The organism is Enterococcus avium (genome assembly GCF_002891025.1).
Classification (GTDB): Bacteria; Bacillota; Bacilli; order Lactobacillales; family Enterococcaceae; genus Enterococcus_A; species Enterococcus_A avium.
Genome location: NZ_NBSL01000002.1, coordinates 2,701,047 through 2,720,813, shown reverse-complemented (window position 1 = coordinate 2,720,813; position 19,767 = coordinate 2,701,047). Strand labels below are relative to the sequence as shown.

Here is a 19,767-nt window from a genome sequence, read left to right as displayed (position 1 = left end):
ATTGCAGGTCCCGTTAAAGATACTTGTGCCTGTTGTCACCGCTTCTTTTTCTTGTCCACAAGCGCTTAACACACTTAATAAAGCCCCTGCTATTATTAATAATAATATCTTTTTCTTATTAAAAACCTCCTCATCTATTTCCAGATTAGTAAATGTAGTAATCTGTGCTTTCTTTTTTCTCAATACTAATAACTAACTTATGGGGTAAACAAATACTCGTTTGACCGGGTTTTGAGATCCATCCAGTTCTAACCGCGATTTGATCAGGACTATTATCTTCTTTAACTCGAATTCTTCCATCTTTAATCTCAACAATATTATATTGTCCCTTCGCAGGATGATAATTCACGAGTTTATGATTGATCTTATCCAAATCGAAGCGATCCATTTCCTTGCCATCAATTCGAACAATGGCATATTTGATAGCATCTTCAGTTGTTTCATTCTCCTTTTCTATAGAGAATACAAATAAGGGAATAAAAGAGGTAATAATCAAAATGCCAATAATTATGACATCGCCTATCTTGACACCAGCTTTTCTTAAAAATTTCATTAACGATATCTGGCTAAACATATTAGACTTTTTCCATGGAAATGGTGAAATTTTTCGGAAATTATCTGCATTAAGAGAATCAGTTAAACAACCCTCAAGTTGTTCCTTAATACATTGTTGATCCATCTTCATACCAATAAAAACTAGTTTATTAATGCGTTCACCAAACAACGGATGCCAGGCTTCCTTCAATTCGGGATTTTTTTGTATAATCATTTGACACTCAATTTTAGGTAAACTAGCTACCCAATAATTTAATGATTCAATACTTTTATGGCTACCCGATGTTTCAAAGATCGTCGAAAAATCACTATGTTGGTCAAACCAAAGAAACCCTTTTGCTCTTGTAATATTGCCAGGAAAATTTTTATCCGTAAGATGGGCAAATTTTTGTGCGTCAAGGAGTAACCGATTTCGATAGATAAAACTTGAGATACCATATTCTTCTGTTTCAGGAATATGATTTTGATAGCCAAGCTCTAACTCTTTGAACCAGCCCACTGAATAGGAAGTCTCATCTATATTAAAAAGATTTGTATTTAGAATTTTCGATAAGTCTACTTCACCTTTAATTGTCCTAATTATTTTGGCATTGGACTGTAACTTAGCAATTAGACCGTTAATTTTGTAAATCGTCTTGGTTGACACTAAGTCACTATTATTTAAAAGTAATATGTTACAACACTCGAATTGATCAATTAACAAACCACGAATATCCTGTTCTTCTTCAGCTTTTCTTTCCTGAATCTTTTCACCCGTTTCGAAATTATCCCAAAAACGTTTTACATCCACTACTATAATAATGGCACCAATCTCTAATCGTTGGGTCAAATCAATGTCTAAAGGGTTTTTAGCTAATATAATTGCTTGAATAATTGGAATTGGTTTGCTGATTCCTGAAGCTTCAATAACAATTTGATTCAAGTCAGAAAATTGCACTAATTGATCTAGTTCAACAATCAAATCTTCGCGTAATGTACAACAAATGCATCCATTCGGCATCGAAACAAGTTTTTCTCCAGTTCTTTTAAAACCTTTCTTGTCGACTAATACCCCATCAACATTTACTTCCCCTATGTCATTTACAATGACAGCAATTTCCTTTCCGTGATCACCGTACAGAATATGATTTAGAAGTATCGTTTTTCCTGAACCAAGATAGCCAGTTAAGATTGTAATAGGTATTTTTTTCATAGGGAACCTCTTTCTATACCTTGAATTTACACTTTAAGTGCAACACATAAAAATGAGTCATAATCGATATCCAACTAGTATAAGTTTGTCGAGAACACTCCTAGAAGGAAAATAATTATGAGCCAGTATCGTCATCTTACTATACTCGAACGAGAAAGAATCTTTCTGCTTCACGAAGAAGGATTTTCTATTAGTATAATTGGCAACGACATTCAGCATAGCCCGTTTACTATTTTACATGAACTGAGAAGAAACAAGAAAAAAACTATTCACCTTCCAAAGCGGAAAAAAATTATGCTTATCGAAGAAAAAAATGCGGACGTTATCACATTCTAAATGATCCGTGAGTTTGGTCAATTGTTCGTCATTTATTTGTCGATTTTCAGTGGTCGCCAGAGGAAATCTCGAATCGTTTGAAGCATGAACATATGGACTTTTCAATTAGTTTTATCACGATCTACCGTGCAATTTGCAATGATCTTTTCGATACAGAACCCCTCTCACACGGCAATAAAGGCCTGATCCGTTCATTGCACCATCGAGGAAAAACAAGACATACAAAAAATCATGTCGAGTCTCGTGGAAAGATTTGCCTTACTCATTCGATCCATGGCCGTCCAAAATCCGCAGATGATAGAAGTGATTTTGGTCATTGGAAAGCCGATATTGTAGCTGGCAAAACTGGTGGTACTTGTTTAGTGACTTTGACAGACAGAAAATCATGCTTCCTTTTAGCAGGAAAGAAGGTCCCCAGAAAGAAAGCCGCTTATGTGAGCGAGAAAATGATTGAACTTTTAAGCAGTATTCCAAATGAGGCGGTCAAAACGATCACTCCAGATAGAGGAAAAGAATTCTCCAATCATTTCGCAGTTACAGAAGCATTGAATAATATGCCCTTTTATTTTCCAGATCCTCATGCCCTTGGCAACAATGAACAAATTAAAATACGAATAGACTCATTCGAGAATACTTGCCAGAATCGAAAGAGATAGCTACGGTAGATAACTCAACGATAAATCAGATGATTGAAAAACTGAATAACAGACCTAGAAAGTGTTTAGATTGGAGAACACCTTATGAAGTCTTCTTTGATAAAGTGTTGCGCTTGATTTGACAATTCAAGACATAATAAAAAGCAGATCAAATCCAAATAAGGGAAAAAATGATCTACTCTGGTATTATCAATTAATTGGCCAAGCTATTATGCCGTTTTGCTAAACGTCTACTTCTTCCAGTATTGACCTTGATAAAACAACAATCAGGATCCCGTTTTAATACTCTATGAACTGTGTCAATACTAACATGTAAAGTTGCAGCAATATCAGCTAATGTACTCCCATTTAATCTCATTTGCTTTGCAAATCGATAACGCCGATAAGCATCAATATTCTTGGAATCCATAGACAATAATACTTTTCTTACCATGTATTTCCTCCAAAGATTGGATTTTAATGGGCCATCATTTCTTGAGCAATCTCATGCTCAGATAATGAAGCTGGATAGAAAGTAGGCCAATTATGCATTTCATTATAAAGTTTTTCTTGACTTTCTCCACCAAAGAAAATATGAAAATGCTCTGCCTTACTTGGTGCAATTCCATGATCGCTAAATTGAATATATTTAAAACGACCAGCACCTGCATCATCAGTTTCAAAATTAAAACGAACACCACGGTTTCCTTTTTCATAATTCAAAATTTTGTATCCAACATATTTGTATGTGTATTGATGATGTTCACCGTTGACTACAAAATCAATGGTGTTGTCTTTAATGTTGATAGTATCAATATCTGTCTTATAGCCAGTAGTATAATAATCTTTGTACTCGGCAGCTGTCATGTCTTTATTGAGTTTTGCTTTGTAATCGAAAACTTCATCCAAAATTCCATCTTTTAACAACGGATAAACAGATTGCCATTCACCTGTATAATCACTCAATTCGCGATCCTTCACATCGGCATCTTTAAAGTACCCATTAGCAACTGTCTTTTCATCCTTCGCTTCTTTTTCTGGAACTACCTCTTCACCAGCAACCATAGTTGTTTTCTCTAACGCTTTTAGATTGTCTTCCATTACTGAAACATAATCTTCACCATTATCCATTTGTTCTTTTGTAAGACTTTCAAGAGGATTCAATACTTCCAATTTTATCCCAGCTTCATTAGCCAAAGTTTTTGCGATTTTATCATTAGCATTCTTTTCAAAGTAAATATAATTGATCTTATTTTTTTTAACATACTCTTTTAATTCAGCTAATCGACCAGAAGATGGCTCTTCTTCAGGACTTAATCCAGCAATAGGAACTTGTATCAATCCATAATCCAAAGCTAAATATCCAAAGGCTGCATGTTGTGTCACAAAACTTTTTTGTTTCGCTTCTTTAAGACTAGTGGTATAGTCAGCATCCAACCGTTTCAGTTTAGTCAAATACTTTTCAGCATTTGTCTCAAATACTTTTGCTTTTTTCGGATACAATTTAACTAACTGATCCTTGATATTTGAAACTTCCTTAATTGCCATTTTGGGTGAAACCCACGTATGAGGATCTAGTTCATGATGGTGATCTTCTTCTCCGTGATCATGATCTTCTTCTTCACTACCTGGCAATAAAATCATGTCTTTTGTTCCTTCTACTACATTAGGCCCAGCTTTCTTCCAACTTTCTTTAGCTTTTGGTACCCATGATTCCATGTTTTCGTTATGATATACAAAAACATCAGCATCATGAGCTTTTGCCATATCCTTAGCTGAGGGCTCATAGTCATGAGGTTCTGATCCCGCTGGAACCATTAAATCCACGTTCGCTTCATCGCCGACGATGTTTTTGGTGAAATCATACATTGGATAGAATGTTGTTACAATTTCTAATTTTCCATCTTTATCATTCGATACTTTTGCATCATTAGTGCTGGAGCAAGCTCCCAATAATCCTAGAGCTGCTATCCCAATAAGTCCTACACTGATTTTCTTCATTCTTTTTCCTTCCTTAATTATGCTAATTTCTTCATTTTATTTCGTTTATGTTCTTTGATAATTTTTAATGCCCTTTTTCTAGTTTTAATATTCGGGCTTTTAAGTCGTCGATATGCACTAGATATATCCGTTTTCTCCATTAGAAATTACCCCCAATCACTACTTATCATTATTTGCTTTCCGCCAGTAATTTATCAAAACTCTGTTTGATCCTTTCTTCATCCAACATTTTTCCGATTAGAATAATAGTGGTTTGGTCTTTTTGTCGAGTGGTGTATTGAAAATTAACCTGTTCGTTTACCCCTTGCATGGCAACTATAAAATCCTGCTCTTGTAAAGCAATCAATCCTTTAAAACGATACAGGCTCCCTTGGTTGGTTAAAATCAGCCAGTCAATCCATTGGAGTAAAAAATCTTTTTTTATGTCTTGATCTGAAGTTAAGAGAATTGATTTAAACTCATGTACTTGATGGTGTTGATGATAGTATTTGCCATTATAGTGATTTTCTGATGAATCACTTTCAAAAACTAAGGGATGATTAAATTTTTTCAAATTATAAAAATCCTTTTTTTGAATCGTTTCACTATGTGTGAACATTCGAATATCGGATAAAGGGTTAATACTTTTGATTTCTCTCTGTAATTTTTTTAGTGCAGATAAATTCAAGTTTTGTTTTCTAGACACAAAAATGCGATCTGCCATGACAAGTTGCTTAAGGGCTTGTGGTTCTCTTTCAATAAGTTCAAAACTGTCACTATCAATAACAGTCAATAAACTATCGATATATACTCTTCCTCTTAGTTGAGGCGCTGTTAAAAGTGTTTGAATGATTGGTTGGGGATCTGCTATACCTGTAGTTTCAATGATGATTTGTGAAATTGGTTGTTGATGTTCTTCTATTGTTTCCAGTAAAGAAATCAATATTGCTAATAAATCACTGCGAAGACTGCAACACATACATCCATTATTTAGTTGTAACACCCGTTCCTCGCTATGAACTAATAATTTGTGATCAATCCCAACTTCACCAAACTCATTTTCAATTATAATAATTTCTTCCCTGGGGTAGGGTGAGACTTGCAAGGCTTGATTGATTAGCGTTGTTTTTCCAGCCCCTAAAAACCCAGAAACGATTGTAACTGGTATGCCCATTTTGTCACCTTTTTACCACTTAGCTATTTCACTTCTTTGAAAATTGCCCGTCTGCGCAATTTTGGCGAATACTTTTTTAATTCTAACCGTTCAGGGTTATTCCGTTTATTTTTGCTGGTGAGATACAGACGTTCTCCAGTTTCGACACATTCCAAAATAATATTTTGACGCATAAATCTTCCTCCTTCAATACTTATCGATCTTCAAGATATGCTTGAATTTGTTGTGCATCTTCAAAAGTTAACTCGCCAGATTCCAATTGTGAAACTAAATTTTCTTTCATATCAACAGGTATCTCCCAATAACCATCGATACATTGAAATAACTCCTCGTCATACTCTTCAAAAATTGGATAGATTCTTAAAAAATCATCAAATGATAAGCCTTGGTCCTCATAGTAATCTTTGACTAATCCATTTTCAATTGCCTGTTGGGTCGGTAAACCCGTTTCAGTAATAATTCCTCTCTCTACCATCGAACGATAAAAAGTGCATTTATCTAGCGATTGCTGGGTCGTTTCAAGATAATACTTTAATCCTTCTTCAACTAAAGGTGGGTAAATAATTTCCATTTTGATTCCCTCCTAAAAGTTATATATTAAACTATTTTGAAGCTCCTTTAATTACTTTCTTTCCATTATAGTACCCTTTTAAAGATACATGATGGCTACGTCTATAATCACCATTCGCTTCGTCAAATGAAATTTCTGGTTTTACTACAGTTTGATGAGTTCTTCTTAACCGTTTCTTCGCCTTAGATGTTTTTCTTGCTGGTACTGCCATGATATTTCCTCCTTTTACCAACTTGCTTTTTTTACTCCAGGAATCAACCCTTGATGGGCAAGTTCTCTAAACTTAATACGGGACATACCGAACTTTCGCATATACCCTCTTGGACGACCATCCGTCTGATCACGAAGCCTCAGACGATTCGGATTTGAATCTCTTGGCAATTTAGCGAGAGCGGTGCGATCTCCTGCGGCTTTTAATTCCTGACGTTTATCTGCATACTTTTCAATCATCGCCATTTGTTTCTTTGCTTTAGCAATTTTCGACTTTTTTGCCATATACCTTTATACTCCTTTTATTTTGATTTAGACATCTCAAATCGTAATCGTTACGTTTTGACACTGATACTTTACCAACAAGAGTTGCTCTTGTCAACAATAAATAACATGAAATAAAACTCATATGAATAGATAACTATTTGAAAACGAATTTATCGGTACATAGAGATAATCAAATCATTTAAAAGAATATGCAGTTTAAGCTCTGAAAAATAAGAATTCACTTTTATTAGTCCAATCAAACACAAATACCGTTTTAAGTAGCTTTTCCTCTACTTAAAACGGCAATATGAAAGAAACTATAACTTTTTATTCAATCTTTTATGTTTAACTGGTTTATCGCCAATTTTTTAAAACTTTGATTATTCCTTATATTATAAGAATATACATTAAGTGAACTAATTCAATCATACTGATTCTTTCGTGTATTCAAAATTAGATGCTGTTTAATAAAATTATTCTTTTTGAAAAAGAATTATAACTATATCCCAAAAATTGTAGGTTAATTTAAAGCCTATTTCATCATCGTGATTGAGCTTCTTTTTCATAGACGAATTTCTCAGATAGTTTAGTTTTCTTTATGAGATTTTTGTATATTTCTGACCTTCGATACAACTCACTATGAGTACCTTGATCAACTACTTTTCCTTGATCCATCACTACAATTTTATTTACCTTTTCAATAGACTTCAAGCGATGCGATATAATTAGTACTGTCTTATCATGTATTAAACGATTTAAACTTTCCTGAATACGTTTTTCATTTTCCGCATCTAAACTGGCAGTAATTTCATCTAAAATTAAAATTGGCGCATTTTTCAAAAAAGCCCGTGCTATGGATAGGCGTTGTCGCTCTCCTCCAGAAAGTGAACTTCCGTTTTCTCCGACCAATGTATGATAACCGTCAGGTAGTTTTTCAATAAAGTCTTCGCAGTTAGCTAAACGAGCTGCTTTTTTCACTTCCTCATCTGACGCTTGACTATTTCCAATACGTATATTTTCCAAAATACTTGTATTAAACAAAGTTACCTCTTGAAAAACAATAGCGATTTTGCTAAACAAAGAAGCTGGAGATACACGTTTAATATCATACCCATCAATTAAAATACAGCCTTCATCATAATCATACAGTCTAGACACTAATTTCAAGATACTAGTTTTCCCGGAACCACTAGCACCTACTAACGCAGTCACTTCTCCTTGTTTAGCCGTAAAAGAGATATGATCTAAAATTGGGGTATTGTTATCATATGAGAAAGAGACATCTCGCAACTCAATGTCAAAAGATTTCAGAGGACTATCTGATCCCTCTTGGATACTGGTTTCCTTCATAGCTCTAATTCGCTGTATTTTAGGAGCTAAATAAAATATTTCAAGCACTGCTTCTTTCATAGAATCGAAGGAATCCTTTATTTTTATTGCGGCTAGTAAGTAACCAACGACGTAGAGTATAGTCACTTCACCCGTTAACAGTAAGTGAACACCTACTAGAATGACTATTGCTAAACTAACATATGAGAAAATAGAGGATAAGGCCATGACTGAAAAAGTACTTAATTCTACCTTTAAATGAATCCTTTCACTCTCTTCCATTTTTTTGAAAAGTCTGTCTTGAACTTTTTTAGATAGATTAAAGCTATTAATCTCTTGCTGCAATTCAATAGTTTCTTGAAATTCTTCCGAGTTTTCTCTCAAAGTATCGTAATATTTAGTATTGGCTTTCGTTTGGGATTTCTTTGATAACAAGATTAAGACAAAACTAAATAACGTTGGCAAAATAACAGCTAATCCCATTTTGACATTACCAACCAAAAGCATCACTGAAATAAAAGGGAAAAACAGAGCCATACCGCCGGCTTTAGGTATTGCATGACTCATCGCATGCTCAATACCTTCAACGTCAGACATGATAGTTTGAGATAAATCTGATAAATTATGTTTTGAAAAATAGGATAATGGTAAATTTGACAAATCGTCTGCAATTTGCACTCTTAAATGCGCACTTTCTTTATAAGTACTATTATATAAGTTTTCATACTCCCTATCTAACAACCAATACATGAAAAGCAAAGTAACAAACGATACTGCAAAATAAAGCCAACGGGGCTTTGCATTTTCTAAAACTAATTCGTCTATCAGCATCATTATAATGAATGCTGGTACCATATTAATGCAGTATACAAAAAAACTAGAAATAGAAGCTTTAGTTAAAGCTTCTGCGCCCTGATCAGTTAAAGCAAATTTTTTTTTATAAAAATTTTTCATTGTCAAGCCTCCAATCATTTGCATTCTCATAATTAGTGACCAATTGTTTATACACTCGATGTTTAGCCATTAATTCATTATGATTTCCACGTTCTACTATTTTTCCTTCTGACAAGACAAGAATTTCATCTACAGATTTAATGCTGGATAATCGATGAGCTATCATAATAACTGTTTTTTCTTTCATCAAATATTGAAAAGCCTTTTGTAGTTCGTACTCATTATCTGGATCAATAGATGCACTGGCTTCATCCATAATAACAATCTTTGCATCTTTTAAAATTGCTCTGGCAATAGCTATACGTTGTTTTTCTCCTCCTGACAGATAAACTCCTTTACTACCAATTAAGGTATGCTCTCTTTCGGGAAATTTTTCTAAAATCGATTCGCAACCGGCTAATCTTAGCGCGTCAAATACTTTACTTGCTGGCGCTTGAGGATTTGCTATAGAAACGTTATCGTAAATACTCTGATTGAATAGTTTCGTATCTTGAAAGACAAAAGCAATTGTGTTAATAATTGTGTCTTTTGAATAGTGATTTAAAGGCTTACCACCAATTTTAATCTGTCCCTTATCCACATTGTAGAAACCTGAAATTAGTTTAGCTATCGTACTCTTTCCGCTTCCTGATTTTCCTACTAATGCATAAATTCTTTTTTGTTCTAAAACTAAGTTGAAATTTTCTAAAACACACTCTTCTTTGTATGAAAAGCTGACATTTTCAAATGCAATGTCACAATTTTTAATCTGTGTCTCGTTCCCATATTTTAGTTGGTCTTGCTTCATTTCTAAATAAAGGGAGTCTAGTGTTTCGACTGCATATCTTGCTTCAAACAAGTGCATACTTACATACATTATTCTCATGAAAGAAACAAAAATAATTCCACTTAAAAAAAACAACATCAACAAGTCAACAGCTAAGATCTTGGGAGTGGTAAGAGAAGTTATAAAAAAGGTTATAGGAACTATCAAAATGCAAACTATGCCAAAAAATAGCCATTGAAAAAGAACAAAAGGTGTTTTCCCACTCAAAGAATACTTATATGCAAACTTAGCATAATCGTTAATTGCTTTATTCAAGGCTTTAAATGATGTTACTTTAGCACCAAATATCTTTATAACTTGAATTCCGCGGATATATTCTACCGTTTCAGAGCTTAACACATCTAACGATTCTTGATATTTTTGAATAAAATTTGTATTCTCTGTCATTTTCTTTAACAAGAATACACCAATTACTAACATGGCGATTAGAACCAATCCAATTTTAAAGTTAATGAAAAAGCCTAAGGCAACTGATAAAACAGGTGTTACTATGGCTTGAGCACTATCTGGAATCAAGTGAGCAATTGCCATATGTGTTTTAGCCGCGTTGTCATCAATTGTCTTTCGAATATATCCCGAAGAATTTAAATCAAAAAAACGAAAACTTGCTTCTGTTAAACCGCTAATTCCCTTTTTTCTCAAATTAGTCTCTAAGCGAAACCCAAGGATATGAGAAAATAAGCCAGAAAAAATATAAAATAAAGCTCCTAAAGTTAACCAAGCAACAGTTTGAACCGCATAACTCTTAGCTAAATATTCATCTCCTACAATAATTAGAGACTGAAGAAATTTGTAAATACTGTAATATCCATAGACTGTTAATACGACAGAAAAATCAGAAAATAAAGTGGCTAACCATCCGTAGTATTTCATTTTAGGGACATAACTAAATAATTTTTTGTATACTTTCATTTTTTCCTCCCCCGCATTCAATTTCTTCTCTTATTCGTTTACAACTGTTAATGCTTTCCGTAATAGCGTAAATTAGAGATGTACAAACAGATAGAAGGTAAACTACGTTCTATTTTTTGTATTTTTTTAAGACTTTTCTTCCAATCAATACACCAATCATAGATAAACTTGCTACAACTAACACTGAAATAATTCCCCATATACCCACCGCGTAGTGGATCATTGCATCCATTGTTGCAGCAGATTGTCCTTTATCTATCCAATCTTGACGAAAACGATCTGTAAAGAACCATATAGGAATCCACTGTCCGGCAGCACTGCCTAATTGCATTAGAGCCCAAGACGCAACTTGAGGAATTGCTCGATCATATCCAAATACAGATAGAATAATATCAGCTAAGATCGCCATACTAATCGAACTGATAAACCAAGGTAAGTACGCCCCGCCCATTAACGTAAAAAATAACAATAAAACAATTGTGTAAATAGTAAAAATTCCTTTTCTAGGGTAGTTATAGCTAATATAAACAAATATGATTCCAGATAATAATCCAAAAATCCCTGGGGATATGCTGTGACCAAACGCCCCACCAATACTACTAACCATTATTGAAAAAAAGTAAATTACTAGGGAAATAACTGTAGCTAAACCAATAAAAATATAATCTTTTGTTTTCATATATATTCTCCTCAATTCTATTTCGTTATGTCATTAAAAATCTGTTCTATCAAAGTTGAATCTTCTACTCTAAGTTTTATATCTTTTTTTATTCCACCATTTTTTAAATAAATAATTCTATTGCATGTTTTATAAAGAAATTCCGGATCATGAGTGGCTATAACTACTGCACCCTTTTCTTTTAAGTCTTTAATAAGGTCAGCAATCCTTTCCATATTGATATAATCCAACCCACTTGTAGGTTCATCAAATAGAAATAAATTAGTTTTTGACAATGAAGCTATAGAAACCAATAATCTTTGTTTTTCTCCACCGGATAAATCAAACGGTAATTGATCTTTCATTTTATAAAGTTCCATTTTTTTTAAAATTTTTTCTTGCTGATCTTTACTAACTATTTCATTCCCCAGGGCTAGCTCGCTCCTCACTGATTCTGTGAAAAATTGGTAATCCATTTCTTGCATTACTAAAAACGGCGATGACAAATTTTTTTTATTTTCGATTATCTTTCCTTTGGTAGGGCGAATAATCTTCATGAGTATTCTTAGTAAGGTTGTTTTCCCCACACCGTTTTTCCCTACCAAACCAATAACATCTCCAACTTTGACATCAAAATTTATGTCTTTTAGAATATTTTCATAAGTAATTTCTTCAACTTTTAATACATCTGCACTTGCCTTTTCGATATAGGGAACTTCAATCGAACTATTAAAAATGTCAAATTTCCTTAATGCGTTATTGTTTTCAGTTTTTAACAACTGAATAGTTGTAGTTTTTACAGTTCTATTTTTAACAAATAGAACTTGATCAATTAATTCTTTCAAATAATAAAAACGATGTTCAGCTATAACAATAGTAAATCCTTTATTTTTTAAATCACAAAGTAAGTCAGCAAGTTTCTTAGTCGCTTTGAAGTCCAAATTTGAAGACGGTTCATCCAATATAATTAATTTAGAGTTTAGCGATAAACTACATCCAATAGAAATTTTCTGCCGTTCACCACTTGATAGCGAAAAAATGTTTTTATCTAATATATTTGAAAGATCTAATAATTCAGCTAATTCATTGATTCTTTTATCCATATGCTCTTTTGTAAATCCAAAGTTTTCCATCGAAAATACTAACTCACTCGTTGTATTTGTTGTAAAGAATTGTCCTCTAGGATCTTGACTTACGTAGCCAATATTTTTTGATATACTTTCTTGTGTTAAGGATTGTAGCGAGTTATTTTCAAATAAAATTTCCCCAACCAATTTTCCGTCATAAAGTCTTGGAATAAGTCCATTCATTAACTTTAATAGTGTGGATTTCCCACTCCCAGAAGAACCAGTAATCAATGTAAGACTACCTTTTTTTATTGAAAAATTAAGGTCAACAAGCGCTTGTTCCTTAACATCCTTATATGAAAAAGAAACATTGTTAAATTCAAACAATTCTTTCACCTCAAATCAAAATACTTAAGAAAAAAATAGTAACGGAAAACAGGATGATATAGTCTAATAAGCTCATGTTTGTTTTATAGTAAGAACTTCTTTTCACAGGAGATCCTATCCCCTTTGTTATTGCATTAGCGGTCATTTCTTCAGCAATCATAGTTGCACGTATAAGAACGGGAACTAACAGAAATTCCAAATATTGCAGAGGCTGAAAAAAAGACAAGCGAATGTTTCTCATTTTTAAAGATTCTTTAATCATTCTTATTTCAGAACGATAAGTCGGAAAGAATCTGATCACTACTGTAATACTTAACATTATTTTTTTCGGTAAATGTATTTTTTCTAAAGAGGATAATAATTCATTGCTAGTATAGACACTAACCAACAACCATGAAATCATTACGACCGGCAACATTCGAAATACAATATATAAGGATGTCCCAAAAAAAATAGTAAAAAACTCTATCTTGATAGCATCAATAATTTTCATTGCTAAAAACAGAACTGAATAAATCAAGATGAAATAAATACATGTCTTTATTTTACGAAACATCAATACTAAAACTGTAGCAATAATGAAACACCCCACTTGAAATATATTTCCCTTTCCTAAAAAAATAATGACTGGGAAAAAAATATTTAAAGTAATCAAGGTTAACGGATTGATTTTTGACACTCTTTCACCTCCAAAAAATAAGATCGCACTGTTATCTTAAGCTGATAAAAATGCACCGTTATTCAGATAACAGTGCGATCTTATCAAAAAGCATAACTGAGAACAATTCTCAATGCAAGCTTTTTTTAATTAACTCAGTAATTCAATCCACCCAGGAACAGAAAATTGATACAATCTTCTGGTTAATAGCATAGTCTTTTCTTTTGAATAGCTATGCTTCAATATATCATAGAATGTAGCGTAGAATGAGTAAATGTAGAAGTGGATTTCTTCTTCATTAAAGACTAAATTTTGATTGATCATTCCGATAGTCTTTAACTTATCTAGACAACAGACTGTCTTTTTTGTCACAAATGATGTAATTTTTTCAACAATATCTTGATATTTGGTTCCAGCTGATTGGAATAAAACCAAATCGAATATACGTTTATTCTCAAAAATATAATTAATAAATGGATCTAATTCATTGAAGTTCTCTCTCCAACTTTTCTCTATATCTATATTTTCTAAGTTTAAGAGGTATTTGGCAAACTCTTCATTATACATGTTAATAAGCGCATTAATATGCGGCTGAATAATTTCTTCAAATAGCGCTTCCTTAGAAGTAAAATGTTTATAAAAAGCACCCGTAGTTACGCCTGCGGTCAAGCACAGTTGCCTTATCTTAGTTTGCTGAAATCCTTCTTTTTCAAAATGGCTTAGTCCACTTTCTATTAACTTTTGGTGAGTTATAATATAATCTCTGGTTTCTATGGGTACTTCCTCCTAATAAGATGAATTAACTTTATTATCTTACACAGGACTTGAAGTTTCAATCGTTAACGTTTATTACTGAACTCATTCCTTAGAGCTAAACTAATGAGAAAGAGCAGAATAACTGATACAAAAAGCAATCCTACAAGAATTAATAGACTCATCTAAATCATTCACCTTTTCTAAAATAATCCGAGAAAGATTTAAAAAAATTATATCCAGCTATTAGGATAAGTCCTATCATAATCACTCCAATAGCCATTTTCTTATCCTCCCTAAAAATAAAGTCTTTTACTTAAAACCTTTTTTGTAATCGTCAATAAATTTTTTCCCTTTATCAGTTAATTGAAATCCTATATCTAAATAGTCCTCATATCTAAGTTTAGCCAGCATCTCACTTACAGATGCTGGACTAACACTTAGAACTTTTGCTAAATCATTATTTTTTAATTTCTTTTTTCTTTTTGATAATTCCTGAATTGCTAGTAAATAAATTAGTATAGTAGTCGTTTTAATTTGTACCATACCTACCCTCCAAATTATTTCGAAAGGCCTTCAGCAATTTTATCCAGGTTCCATTTCATCATCGCATAGTAACTATCACCATCTTGTCCTTTTTCTGCAATTGAATCAGTAAAAATCGTTGAATAGATAGGAATATTGGTATCTTTTGATACTGTTTTCATTGGTCTATCATCCACACTGCTTTCTACGAATAAGGAGGGAACTTTTGTTGTGCGTAATTTTTCAACTAAGTGTTTTATTTGATCTGGTGTTCCTTCTTCTTCAGTGTTGATTTCCCAAATGTAAGCAGAAGGCACATTATACGCTTTCGAGAAATATTTAAAGCATCCTTCACTTGTAACAATCATTTTTTTATCATTCGGAATTGAAGCAAATTTAGATTTAGCTTCTTTGTCTAGAGAATCCAATTTTTCAATATACTTATCTAGATTTTCTTTATAGAATTTTTTATTATCAGGATCTTTTTCCGCTAACTGTTTTTCAATATTTTTAGCGTAAATAATACCGTTTTCTAAATTTAACCAAGCATGAGGATCTTCCTTCCCTTTCTCACTCTGACCCTCTAAGTAAATAACATCTATGCCATCACTTGCTGCAAAATAGTCTTTGTTTTCCTCTTTGTTCGCATTTTTTACTAATTTTGTAAACCAAGCATTTCCTCCAGTTTCCAAGTTAACACCGTTATAAAAAATCAAATCTGCTTTTGAAGTTTTTTGAACATCTTCAGGCAAAGGTTCATATTCGTGGGGATCTTTCCCAATAGGTACGATACTGTGTAAATCAATTTTATCTTTTGCTATATTTTCAGTAATATCTGCTAAAATCGAATTAGTAACTACTACCTTTAATTTTTCGTTCGAAGCCACTGTATCTTTGTCTTTACTATTTGTTGAACATGCCCCGAATATAAAAAGAGCAATCAAAATCCCCAGACTTCCCAGTACTGCTTTCCATTTTCTCATCATAACTTTCTCTCCTTCTTTCTTAAAAATTTTTGTTTTGGTGAGATTAGAAAACTAATTACAAATAAGAATGCCGCTGTTAAAACAATACTTGATCCTGCTGCTATGTTAAAACTATAACCAATGAACAAACCTAGCAATGATGAGCACGCTCCGACTGTCGCCGAAATAAATATCATAGTTTTTAAGCTGTTTGCATATAAATATGCTGTAGCAGCTGGTGTAATTAACATTGCAACAATTAATATAGTTCCCACACTTTGCATAGCTGTTACTGCTACTAAAGTTAATAGAATCATTAATAGATAATGATAAAAACTGACATTCATCCCCATTGCTTTTGCCATTAATGGATCAAAAGAAGTGATTAATAATTCTTTAAAAAATAGAACAACTGTAACCAACACTAAAACAGAAACGCCAATTGTAATCCACTTATCAATATCTTGTACAGCTAAAATATTTCCAAATAAGATATGAAATAAATCCGTTGAGCTATTTGCAACTCCTATAAGGATAACTCCTAATGCTAAAAAAGAACTGAAAGTAATACCAATTGCTGTATCTCCTTTTATTACACTATTGCTTTTTATAAAAGTAATAATGATAGAAGCTAATAGACCAAATACAATCGCACCAATAAAAAAATTAATACCTAAAATATAAGAAATTGCTACTCCTGGCAAAACAGCATGAGAAATAGCATCACCCATAAGAGACATTCCTCTTAAAATAATAAAACAACCTACTGTTCCAGAAACAATCCCTATAACTACAGATGTAATTAGAGCATTCTGTAAAAAGTGAAAGTCATACAGACCATTAATAAAATTTTGAAGCATATTATTCCCCCTTGTATATTAGAGTTAGGGTTTTAACCTTCCGGTTTTGATTGGATAACCCTATGAACCATCGTTATTTTAATTTGGTATTAACTCATTTCTTTTGAGATAATATATTTATTGGATTGAGAGGCTAAGCCGTTCCCCCCTTGGGTCATTGAACCCGCACTCGAGAGACTGGCTCCTCTCTCTGATAAGTGGATTGCGTATGAGTTAGATGTTGAAAGTCCTTACTTTACTCCGTATCTCGTACAAGGTAGTGACGCTTTTCAGTTGAGTGGATTTCAATCCAAAATTCTTTTTTTGAAAGGTCAGATATACATGTACTTTTTAGGCATTGATATCGGTAAACGCACTCACGTTGCTTCTATCATGAACGAGGAAGGAAAGGTATTACTAAAAGGTTTTTCATTTCCTAACACCACTGAAGGAGCAGAGTCATTAATTGAGCGAATGGTCGACTATTCCGGAGCACCCAGTGACTTTGTTATAGGGATGGAAGCCACGGGGCACTATTGGCTGTCCATCTTTTCATACCTTCACGAATCAGATTATTTGATTCACGTTGTGAATCCCCTTCAAACAGACGGATGGCGTAAAGGTACAGAAATACGGAAACGAAAAAACGATATTATTGATTCTGTTTTGATTGCTGACTTAATGCGCTATGGCTCATTTGTCGAAACGGTCTTATCCGATGAAAATGTTTTTTCTTTGAAACAACTTTCTCGTTACCGAACTTATTTAGTAGGTACAGCGAGCGACTTCAAAAGAAAAATTATAGCCGTATTGGATCAAGTCTTTCCAGAATACGCGACGATTTTTACCAAGCAGGGCGTTTTCGGAAAAGCTTCTAAAGAGTTATTGCTGGCGTTTAGTGCCCCGATCGACTTAGAAAACATTTCCTCAGAAACTTTGGCCCAATACTTAGCTGAGTTAAGCAGGAACCGAATCAAGGCAGAAAAAGCGGACCAATTGAAGCAAGCAGCTTCTAACTCCTTTGGAGTAAAATTTGCTCAAGAAGCGTTCACCTTCCAACTACGTTCAATGATTGAACAATTAAAATTCATTGAAAGCCAAATAAAGGAAACGGAAAGAGAAATCAAGCACATAATGGACACTTTAAATTCTGTTATTCTCACAATTCCTGGAATTGGTCCTATAAACGGTGCGACTATTCTTGGTGAGATCGGAGATATTCAAAAATTTTCTAACCCGAAAAAACTCGTTGCTTACGCTGGGATAGACGCTTCCGTGACACAATCAGGGCAATATGAGGCAACGCATAATGTTATGAGTAAACGAGGGTCTCCATATTTGCGAAAAGCCTTGTTTTCGGCGGCTTTAGTAGCTTCTCAATGTGATCCTGTTTTTAGTGCGTTTTACCAGAAAAAAGTTTCCGAAGGAAAACATCATCTAACTGCCTTAGGTGCGGTTTCTCGTAAGCTTTGTTACGTGATTCATGCTATTTTGACTAAAAACGAGCCTTATATAATTGTTTCTGATTAGCTATTGAACATTCAAAAAAACTAATGGTAAGAAGCTTATTTGTTGTACCCTTTTTTCGGAATTATCTGTTATAAAATATTTTTTGATTTGGCTAATTTTTACTTGACTCTATATAGTTAGTCTCTCCAATAAATATAGTATCTCCATAGGCTTTTTTTAAATTCTCTTCATTAAATACAGATTCTACACTTCCGTGAGCAATTAGATTTCGATTCAAAAGAATAATATTATCAAAATACTTCTTTACCTTGCTTAAATCATGATGCACAATTAGCACTGTTTTTCCCTGATGTTTCAATTCTTTTAACGTATCCATAATTATTCGTTCACTAACTAAGTCTATCCCTACAAATGGTTCATCTAAAAATATGAAATCCGCATTTTGAGCAAGACATCTTGCTAAAAGTACACGTTGAAATTGTCCTCCAGATAATTCTCCTATTTGATGATTAGAATATTTTCCCATATCGACCTTTTCCAAAGCCTTTGAAACTCTTTGCCATTCTGCATTTTTAATTCTTTGAAAAACTTTCATTCCGGCATATGTTCCCATAGATACACATTCTTTTACTTTTATTGGAAAAGTAAAATCAATATCAGCTTTTTGCTCTACATATGCAATCTTCACCAGTTTTTTATTGATATCTTCATTATTAATGGAGACCTCTCCCTGATGAGGGATAATATTTAACATTGCTTTAAGCAATGTAGATTTTCCAGCACCATTTGGACCAATAATACCTGTTAAAGCACCTTCTTGTATTTTTAAAGAAATCTCGTTCAATGCTAAAAAATCGTTATAACAAACATTAAGCTTTTTCACTTCTAACATAACTTTCTCCTTCTAAATGATAATGATTATCACGATCATATGGTATACAAAAATTATATTTTAGTCAACCCTAAATTTTATAATTTAGATTTTTTTCTGTTGCTGAAGATTAGAATGACAAAACTATTTGAAACTACGCGTATAGTAAGTAGCTTTCAAAATATATAAAAAAGGAGCGTTCTCAAATGAGAACATGCTCCTAAAACTACTTTATTGGCGTATGGAAAAATTATACTTAAAGTGGATAGCGGGTTGAATAAGTTGATAAGCATCAAAACATTTATAAAAATTATTCAAGACTATGTCTGTTCCATATACAAATATGAAAATCAGTAAACTCCATTTAACTTTTTTCGTAGTGTGTCTTTTTATACATGTTTATCGTTATTAATAGTGAATAGGAAAAAACCTATTTTTGATCATTGACAATTAAATACAATTTTTGAATAACGATCCCTGCTATTCGAGCTAGAAACTCAAGTACGCCATGACCTGATTAGCGACAAATACTTAGAGATTTCTTTTTGTTCTGGGAAAACAAAATGCCATGACAATAGCAGCAAATAATGATACTTCCGTAAGGCTCGCCGTAAACTGGGGAGAGGTGAAATT

General features: G+C 33.1%; 22 protein-coding genes. 3 read left to right on the top strand and 19 right to left on the bottom strand.

Translation table 11 applies throughout. From position 1 onward, the window contains the following. Positions 1–145 precede the first annotated feature (145 nt). The gene (locus AUF14_RS13660) at positions 146–1,747 is read right to left on the bottom strand and encodes a GTP-binding protein (RefSeq protein WP_102866089.1); all 1,602 of its coding nucleotides are present in this window, start codon (positions 1,745–1,747) and stop codon (positions 146–148) included. Positions 1,748–1,864: 117 nt separating this feature from the next. On the opposite strand from AUF14_RS13660, the gene AUF14_RS13655 reads away from it, so the two are divergent. Next, positions 1,865–2,083 carry a helix-turn-helix domain-containing protein gene (locus AUF14_RS13655; RefSeq protein ID WP_002317220.1) on the top strand — a complete coding sequence of 73 codons (219 nt, stop codon included), beginning with the start codon at positions 1,865–1,867 and terminating at the stop codon, positions 2,081–2,083. Between the two features lie 92 nt (positions 2,084–2,175). Further along, complete coding sequence (locus tag AUF14_RS13650; RefSeq protein ID WP_002346920.1) at positions 2,176–2,739, top strand: IS30 family transposase; 564 nt, start codon at positions 2,176–2,178, stop codon at positions 2,737–2,739. Between the two features lie 193 nt (positions 2,740–2,932). Here the strand turns inward: AUF14_RS13650 and AUF14_RS13645 are convergent, their stop codons facing one another. From AUF14_RS13645 to AUF14_RS13565, 17 genes are all read right to left on the bottom strand, one after another. Then, positions 2,933–3,172: a helix-turn-helix domain-containing protein gene (locus AUF14_RS13645; protein WP_002304820.1), complete on the bottom strand. Its 240-nt coding sequence runs from the start codon at positions 3,170–3,172 to the stop codon at positions 2,933–2,935. 23 nt (positions 3,173–3,195) lie between these two features. Further along, positions 3,196–4,719: a zinc ABC transporter substrate-binding protein AdcA gene (locus AUF14_RS13640; RefSeq protein WP_002303662.1), complete on the bottom strand. Its 1,524-nt coding sequence runs from the start codon at positions 4,717–4,719 to the stop codon at positions 3,196–3,198. 17 nt (positions 4,720–4,736) lie between these two features. After that, on the bottom strand, positions 4,737–4,859 hold the full coding sequence (locus AUF14_RS13635) for a putative metal homeostasis protein (protein WP_002322279.1): 123 nt from the start codon (positions 4,857–4,859) through the stop codon (positions 4,737–4,739). Positions 4,860–4,888: 29 nt separating this feature from the next. Beyond that, on the bottom strand, positions 4,889–5,872 hold the full coding sequence (locus AUF14_RS13630; protein ID WP_002360310.1) for a CobW family GTP-binding protein: 984 nt from the start codon (positions 5,870–5,872) through the stop codon (positions 4,889–4,891). A 23-nt stretch (positions 5,873–5,895) separates the two neighbouring features. Then, positions 5,896–6,045, bottom strand: a complete 150-nt coding sequence (rpmG, locus tag AUF14_RS13625; RefSeq protein ID WP_002297320.1) for a 50S ribosomal protein L33 — start codon at positions 6,043–6,045, stop codon at positions 5,896–5,898. A gap of 20 nt (positions 6,046–6,065) precedes the next feature. Continuing rightward, complete coding sequence (locus AUF14_RS13620) at positions 6,066–6,443, bottom strand: hypothetical protein (protein ID WP_002297319.1); 378 nt, start codon at positions 6,441–6,443, stop codon at positions 6,066–6,068. A gap of 31 nt (positions 6,444–6,474) precedes the next feature. Continuing rightward, positions 6,475–6,654: a 50S ribosomal protein L32 gene (rpmF, locus tag AUF14_RS13615; RefSeq protein WP_002297318.1), complete on the bottom strand. Its 180-nt coding sequence runs from the start codon at positions 6,652–6,654 to the stop codon at positions 6,475–6,477. Between the two features lie 14 nt (positions 6,655–6,668). Continuing rightward, positions 6,669–6,938, bottom strand: a complete 270-nt coding sequence (gene rpsN / locus AUF14_RS13610; RefSeq protein WP_002297316.1) for a 30S ribosomal protein S14 — start codon at positions 6,936–6,938, stop codon at positions 6,669–6,671. A 522-nt stretch (positions 6,939–7,460) separates the two neighbouring features. Then, on the bottom strand, positions 7,461–9,203 hold the full coding sequence (locus tag AUF14_RS13605) for an ABC transporter ATP-binding protein (protein WP_102866088.1): 1,743 nt from the start codon (positions 9,201–9,203) through the stop codon (positions 7,461–7,463). Next, positions 9,187–10,941 carry an ABC transporter ATP-binding protein gene (locus tag AUF14_RS13600; protein WP_002297309.1) on the bottom strand — a complete coding sequence of 585 codons (1,755 nt, stop codon included), beginning with the start codon at positions 10,939–10,941 and terminating at the stop codon, positions 9,187–9,189. Before AUF14_RS13600 ends, AUF14_RS13605 begins: the two co-directional genes overlap by 17 nt. Before the next feature lie 109 nt (positions 10,942–11,050). Further along, a complete protein-coding gene (locus AUF14_RS13595; protein WP_002302405.1) occupies positions 11,051–11,620 on the bottom strand; it encodes an MptD family putative ECF transporter S component in 570 nt (189 codons plus the stop codon). 17 nt (positions 11,621–11,637) lie between these two features. Next, on the bottom strand, positions 11,638–13,053 hold the full coding sequence (locus tag AUF14_RS13590) for an ABC transporter ATP-binding protein (protein WP_010715021.1): 1,416 nt from the start codon (positions 13,051–13,053) through the stop codon (positions 11,638–11,640). Positions 13,054–13,063: 10 nt separating this feature from the next. Next, positions 13,064–13,732 carry an energy-coupling factor transporter transmembrane component T gene (locus AUF14_RS13585; protein WP_016180773.1) on the bottom strand — a complete coding sequence of 223 codons (669 nt, stop codon included), beginning with the start codon at positions 13,730–13,732 and terminating at the stop codon, positions 13,064–13,066. Positions 13,733–13,861: 129 nt separating this feature from the next. Next, entirely contained in the window at positions 13,862–14,446 is a 585-nt protein-coding gene (locus AUF14_RS13580) for a TetR/AcrR family transcriptional regulator (RefSeq protein ID WP_071621209.1), read from the bottom strand. 330 nt (positions 14,447–14,776) lie between these two features. After that, positions 14,777–15,010, bottom strand: coding sequence for a metal-dependent transcriptional regulator (locus AUF14_RS13575; protein ID WP_002297302.1), 234 nt, complete (start codon positions 15,008–15,010; stop codon positions 14,777–14,779). A 14-nt stretch (positions 15,011–15,024) separates the two neighbouring features. Then, on the bottom strand, positions 15,025–15,975 hold the full coding sequence (locus tag AUF14_RS13570) for a metal ABC transporter substrate-binding protein (protein WP_002297295.1): 951 nt from the start codon (positions 15,973–15,975) through the stop codon (positions 15,025–15,027). After that, positions 15,972–16,814, bottom strand: coding sequence for a metal ABC transporter permease (locus AUF14_RS13565; RefSeq protein WP_002297294.1), 843 nt, complete (start codon positions 16,812–16,814; stop codon positions 15,972–15,974). Before AUF14_RS13565 ends, AUF14_RS13570 begins: the two co-directional genes overlap by 4 nt. A 321-nt stretch (positions 16,815–17,135) precedes the next feature. Between AUF14_RS13565 and AUF14_RS13560 the strand changes: the two genes are divergently transcribed. Then, positions 17,136–18,323: an IS110 family RNA-guided transposase gene (locus AUF14_RS13560; protein WP_002297293.1), complete on the top strand. Its 1,188-nt coding sequence runs from the start codon at positions 17,136–17,138 to the stop codon at positions 18,321–18,323. A gap of 91 nt (positions 18,324–18,414) precedes the next feature. On the opposite strand, the gene AUF14_RS13555 is transcribed toward AUF14_RS13560, so the two are convergent. Further along, entirely contained in the window at positions 18,415–19,155 is a 741-nt protein-coding gene (locus tag AUF14_RS13555; protein WP_002297292.1) for a metal ABC transporter ATP-binding protein, read from the bottom strand. Between the last annotated feature and the right edge of the window lie 612 nt (positions 19,156–19,767).